The 5,361-nt window shown below is 66.6% G+C and carries 5 protein-coding genes; 1 reads left to right on the forward strand and 4 read right to left on the reverse strand.

The annotated features are described in order from the left end of the window. Positions 1-118 precede the first annotated feature (118 nt). Together ACWCRB_RS48865 and ACWCRB_RS48870 are read right to left on the reverse strand one after the other, a co-directional pair. On the reverse strand, positions 119-1,690 hold the full coding sequence (locus ACWCRB_RS48865; protein WP_451002227.1) for a sodium:solute symporter family protein: 1,572 nt from the start codon (positions 1,688-1,690) through the stop codon (positions 119-121). Positions 1,691-1,874: 184 nt separating this feature from the next. After that, positions 1,875-2,660: an SDR family oxidoreductase gene (locus ACWCRB_RS48870; RefSeq protein ID WP_451002228.1), complete on the reverse strand. Its 786-nt coding sequence runs from the start codon at positions 2,658-2,660 to the stop codon at positions 1,875-1,877. 100 nt (positions 2,661-2,760) lie between these two features. On the opposite strand from ACWCRB_RS48870, the gene ACWCRB_RS48875 reads away from it, so the two are divergent. After that, on the forward strand, positions 2,761-3,618 hold the full coding sequence (locus tag ACWCRB_RS48875; RefSeq protein WP_451002229.1) for a hypothetical protein: 858 nt from the start codon (positions 2,761-2,763) through the stop codon (positions 3,616-3,618). A 152-nt stretch (positions 3,619-3,770) separates the two neighbouring features. Here the strand turns inward: ACWCRB_RS48875 and ACWCRB_RS48880 are convergent, their stop codons facing one another. Beyond that, positions 3,771-3,959: a DUF397 domain-containing protein gene (locus tag ACWCRB_RS48880; protein WP_369032330.1), complete on the reverse strand. Its 189-nt coding sequence runs from the start codon at positions 3,957-3,959 to the stop codon at positions 3,771-3,773. 225 nt (positions 3,960-4,184) lie between these two features. Further along, positions 4,185-5,042, reverse strand: a complete 858-nt coding sequence (locus tag ACWCRB_RS48885; RefSeq protein ID WP_235477805.1) for a helix-turn-helix domain-containing protein — start codon at positions 5,040-5,042, stop codon at positions 4,185-4,187. Positions 5,043-5,361: the final 319 nt, after the last annotated feature.

Consider the following 5,361-nt stretch of genomic DNA (forward strand, 5'->3'; position numbering starts at 1 on the left):
GCTGGGTAGTCAGCCCGTCCGGCGTTTGAGGACGAGGCCCGTTCAGGGCCGACAGCGGGGGTCTGGGGGCGCAGCCCCCAGGGGATGGGACGGGTAGGGGCGGCGGGGGCGAGAAGAGCTAGTCCTTCGCCCACCCCTTCCCCGGCACCGAATCCGCCGGCTCCGGCACAGGCACCCGAACCGCCGCACTGTCGTCCCCGTCCGTGTTCACGCTCTCGATGATCGCCAACCGCTCAGGCGTGTCCTCCGGCCGCAGGAACCCGATCAGGATGTACAGCACCAGCGACACGGCCAGCGGGATCGACACCTGGTACTGGAGCGGCACCCCGCCCTCCACGTTCCAGTTGATCGGGTAGTTCACCAGCCAGAAGGCCAGCAACCCCATCGACCAACTCCCCAGCGCCGCCGTCGGCCCCGACCGCCGGAACGGCCGCAGCAGACCCAGCATCATCGGAATCGCCATCGGCCCCATCAGCCCGGCCACCCACTTGATGACGACCGTGATGATGTCCTTGAACGCGGGGGAGTTGACCTGCGTCGCCGCCGCCATCGACAGCCCGAGGAAGACCACCGTCGTCACTCGCGCCGCGACCAGCCCCGACGAGTCCGTCCACGCCCGCGCCCGCTTCCAGATCACCGGCGCGCAGTCCCGGGTGAAGACGGCGGCGATGGCGTTCGCGTCGGACGAGCACATGGCCATCGTGTGGGAGAAGAACCCGACGATGACGAGCCCCAACAGACCGTGCGGAAGCAGCTGTTCGGTCATCAGGGCGTAGGAGTCGGAACCGTCCGGCTTCTGCGACTCCACCAGCAGCGGAGACATCCACATCGGGAAGAACAGCACCAACGGCCAGACCAGCCACAGGATCGCCGACAACCGCGCCGACCGCTCCGCTTCCCTCGGACTGGCCGTCGCCATGTACCGCTGTGCCTGGTTGAGCATGCCGCCGTTGTACTCGAACAGCTTGATGAAGAGGAACGCGAGCAGGAACACCGTGCCGTAGGGGCCCACCAGCGGCTTGCCGTGCCCCTGCAGGGCGGGCTCGTCCCAGACCCCGAAGAACCCTCCGTGGTCGTCGAGTTTCATCACCACGGCCACGAACATCGCTATGCCCGCCAGGAGTTGGATGACGAACTGCCCCAACTCCGTGAGCGCGTCCGCCCACAGCCCGCCGATCGTGCAGTACACGGCGGTGATCGCACCGGTGATGAGGATGCCCTGGTTGAGGGAGATGCCGGTGAAGACGGACAACAGGGTCGCGATCGCGGCCCACTTGGCACCCACGTCCACGATCTTCAGCAGCATCCCGGACCAGGCCAGCGCCTGCTGCGTCTTCAGGTCGTACCGGTTCTTCAGGTACTCCAGCGGGGACGACACATGGAGCCGCGAGCGCAACCGGTTGATGCGCGGCGCGAACAGCTTGGAGCCGATCGCGATGCCGAGTGCGATGGGAAAGGACCAGGTGACGAAGGACGTGACGCCGTACGTGTAGGCGATGCCCGCGTAGCCGGTGAACATCACCGCGCTGTAGCCGGACATGTGGTGGGAGATGCCGGACAGCCACCAGGGCATCTTTCCGCCCGCGGTGAAGAAGTCACTGACGTTGTCCACCCGTTTGTGGGACCAGACACCGATCGCGACCATCACACCGAAGTAAGCGATGAGCACGGTCCAGTCGAGACCGTTCATGTGCTCCCTCCCAGGGGCGTCGAGCAAGTCGAGCGGGGGTGTCGAGCGCCCGCTCATCGTCGATTCGCTGACATGGCAGCGACAACCGCCCGGTGAGTCAAGAGGGAGTAAAAAAGTTCGCGGAACTGACCTCCGTTCATGTCCATGAATAAATCGTGCAGCGTGAAGAATGGCGGAATTACGGCTACCGCATCAGCTCACCCGCGTTCACCAGCAACGACTGCCCGGTGATGGCCCGGGCCCGGTCCGACGCCAGAAACACCGCCGCGTCCGCGACATCCCCGTCCGTGGCCAGCTCGGGCAGCGCCATCCGCTCCGCGAGCCGCCGCCGTACCTCCTCCTCCGGTACCCCTTCCCCCTGGGCCGTGAACCGCACGTACGCCTCCACCGGCGGCCCCCACATCCAGCCCGGCAGCACGGTGTTGACCCGTATCCGATGGGGCCCCAACTCCCGTGCCAGCGAGTACATCGCGCTGGTCAGCGCCCCCTTCGAGGCGGCGTACGCGGCCTGCCGTACCTGCGAGGGAGCGGCCACGGCGGACTGCGTACCGATGAACACCACACTCCCGCCCCGCTCCTTCAGCGCCGGCAGGCAGGCTCGCGTCATCCGCAGGGTGCCCAGCAGGTTCACATCCACGACCCGCGCCCAGCTCTCGAAGTCCGCGTCCTCGATCCCCCCGAAGTAGCTGTCCCAGGCGGCGACATGGACGACCCCGTCGATCCGCCCGAACCGCTCGCACGCCAGCCCGGCCAGCGCCCGGCACTGCTCCTCGTCGGTGATGTCGGTCGCCCGGTACGCCGTACGCGCCCCGTCGGGATCCAGCTCGGCGGCGGTCTTCACGAGGTGCGCCTCGGTACGCGCCCCCAGCACGGCGTTGCCCCCGTCCCGCACGACGGCCGCCGCGACCTGACGCCCGAGCCCGGCACCGACCCCCGAGACCACCACGGTCTTCCCTGTGAGCAGCGACATCGAAGCCCTCCCCGGCACTGGCGGATTATCTGACGGAGCGTCAGAGTATGGGCGTCCGAAGGAGGAAGGAAGAGAAAGAAGAGAGCGAGAGGGGAAGGCAATGAGCGAAGAGACCCGCAGTGAGGACACCCGTAGCGAGGTGTACGCCCAACTCGCGGCCGTGGGCCCGTACGGAGTCCGCCCCGGCCATGCGCTCATCACCATGGTCGAACCGCACCCGGGTCACGAGTACGCGTACAACCGCTGGTACGAAGACGATCATTTCATCTCTGGCGCGATGGCCATGCCCTGGATGTTCTCCGGCCGCCGTTGGGTCGCGACCCGGGATCTCCAACTCCTGCGCCACCCCGAGAAGTCGGCGATAGCGCAGCCGGTTACGGCAGGGTGCTATCTCTCGACCTACTGGATCACGGACGGCCGCTACGCCGACCACATGCGCTGGACCGTGGGCATCAACAAGCGTCTCAACCGCGACGCCCGCGTCTATCACGACCGTACGCACGTCTTCACCGCGTTCCAGGACCACGAGACGACGGTCTACCGGGACGGCGCGGCCGGCCCCCGCGACTTCCACGCGCTGGACCACCCGTACGCGGGGCTGGTGTTGCAGGTCATCGACGCCGAAAGCCCGGCGGCCCGGGCGGAGTTGCTGGAGTGGCTGCGTGCCCGTCATCTGCCGAAGCGGCTCGCCGGCTCGCCCGCCGCGATGGTCACCGTCTTCCGGCCGACCCCGCTGCCCGGCGACCGTATGACGTACGTGAAGCAGGTCGAGGGCGTGGACGTACGGCTGACACTGCTGTGGTTCCTGGAGGCGGATCCACGGGACTGCTGGGAGGCGCATTTCGCGGGGCTGGGGGAGGCGGTCCGCGAATCGGGGCTGGGGCGCGTGGAGTTGGTGGCGCCGTTCGTTCCCACCGTGCCGGGGACGGACCGGTACGTCGACAAGTTGCGCTCCTGAGGCAAATGCCGAGCCCCCTCGGCTAGGACGGCGGGCCAGTCGAGAGGGCTCTTCGGTGGTGCTTGTGAAGTTGTTCTACTACTGCTTCTACTGCTGGTTCTGCTTCTTGCTCTACTGCTTGTTCTGCTGCGTGGTGATCGTCGTGAGCGGTGTTACTTCACCGACGTCACGAACGAGTTCCACGCATCGGAGGGGAACGAGAGGGTCGGGCCCTCGGTGACCTTCGAGTCGCGGACGGCGAGCGCCGAGACGGTGGGCGACTTGACCTCGACGCAGGCGCCGTTGTTGTTGGAGTACGAAGACTTCGTCCACGTGTCCGTGGCGCCCTGAGGAATTGCCATTTCTGCTCCGGTAGTTCAGATGCCGAGTTGCTGTCGCCGCACCACTGCCCCATAGGGGAACGCGGTGCGGTTTGCGCCAACCTTTGGCGATCGTTGGCGTGATCGACGCTACTCGTCGACGCTCACGTTCGGAGCAGTCGTTCACTCGACCGGATGGCATATTCCGGAGAACCTTCCACCTGGTCTTAGCCCGGTGTAGGATCCGGCCGCTTGTGCCGGGTCGGCTCAGCGCGCGTACTCCTTCGCCACATCCTGGATGAGGTGGAGGGAGTCGTCCACGTTCAGCGCCTGGGCCCGCAGATGCTCGTACATCACCGTGTATTTCTGCACCTCATGAGGCTTCTCCAGGTACAGGTCGCTGGTCACGCCCTCGATGTACACCACGCTCGAATCCGCGGCGTCGGCGAACTCCAGGATGGCGTACTGGCCGTTGATGCCGGGATGCGCGCCGACCCCGAACGGCAGCACCTGCACGGTGACGTGCGGGAGTTGGGACATCTCCGCGACGTGCTCCAACTGCTCGCACATCACCCGCTTGTCGCCGACGGCCCGGCGCAGGGACGCCTCGTCCAGGACCACCCACAGCCGCAGCGGGTCCGTCTCCGCGGTGATGCGGTCCTGCCGCCGCAGACGGACCTGGACGCGTTTCTCGGTCTCCTCCGACGAACTCTCCGGTGACCCGCCCCGGATGATGGCCTCGGCGTACGGCCGAGTCTGCAACAGGCCCGTGATGATCTGGGGTTCGTAGACCCGCAGCGACTCCGCGTCCGTCTCCAGCCCGATGTACACGCTGTACGGGACATCCCCGAACGCGTGCCACCAGCCCTGCTGCCGCGAGTCCTTGGCCATCTCCATCAGGGAGTCGACCATCCGCTTGTCCTCGACCTCGTACACCCCGCACAGGTCGCGGACGTCACGCTGGCTGATGCTGCGCCTGCCGTTCTCGAGCCTGCTGATCTTCGACTGGGAGACCAGCAGCCGCTCGGCGACCTGCTCGGCCGTCATGTTCTTTTCCTCGCGGAGCCTGCGCAACTCCTGGCCCAGCCGGCGTCGCCTGACGGTGGGATTGACGTTGGACGCCATGGGACGTGCACCTCCGGCTGCGTGCCTGTTCGTGGCTTGCCACTTTCCGTATCTGCTGTTGAGCAGACTGCCACCAAGGTGCGTTCTACCGCTGGAAAACTGCGGATATGCGGTGGCCAGTCGGTGGATATGCGTCCGGTACAGGCCAGTTCGGCGGATTCCGCTTGTGCCCCGGCCACTTCCCGGCTTCGGCGGCATCCCGTATATGCCCGATGCCATGTGCCAGGCGTCCCGATAGGCTCGGAACCTCGATGCGGAGCCCAGGGCCTGCCCGGATGGTGGAATGCAGACACGGCGAGCTTAAACCTCGCTGCCCCTT

Source organism: Streptomyces sp. NPDC002156 (assembly GCF_053593675.1).

Bases quoted from the DNA above. Each gene is read 5' to 3' on its own strand.
- ACWCRB_RS48865 (WP_451002227.1), bottom strand. From the start codon at position 1,690: ATGAACGGTCTCGACTGGACCGTGCTCATCGCTTACTTCGGTGTGATG.
- ACWCRB_RS48870 (WP_451002228.1), bottom strand. From the start codon at position 2,660: ATGTCGCTGCTCACAGGGAAGACCGTGGTGGTCTCGGGGGTCGGTGCC.
- ACWCRB_RS48875 (WP_451002229.1), top strand. From the start codon at position 2,761: ATGAGCGAAGAGACCCGCAGTGAGGACACCCGTAGCGAGGTGTACGCC.
- ACWCRB_RS48880 (WP_369032330.1), bottom strand. From the start codon at position 3,959: ATGGCAATTCCTCAGGGCGCCACGGACACGTGGACGAAGTCTTCGTAC.
- ACWCRB_RS48885 (WP_235477805.1), bottom strand. From the start codon at position 5,042: ATGGCGTCCAACGTCAATCCCACCGTCAGGCGACGCCGGCTGGGCCAG.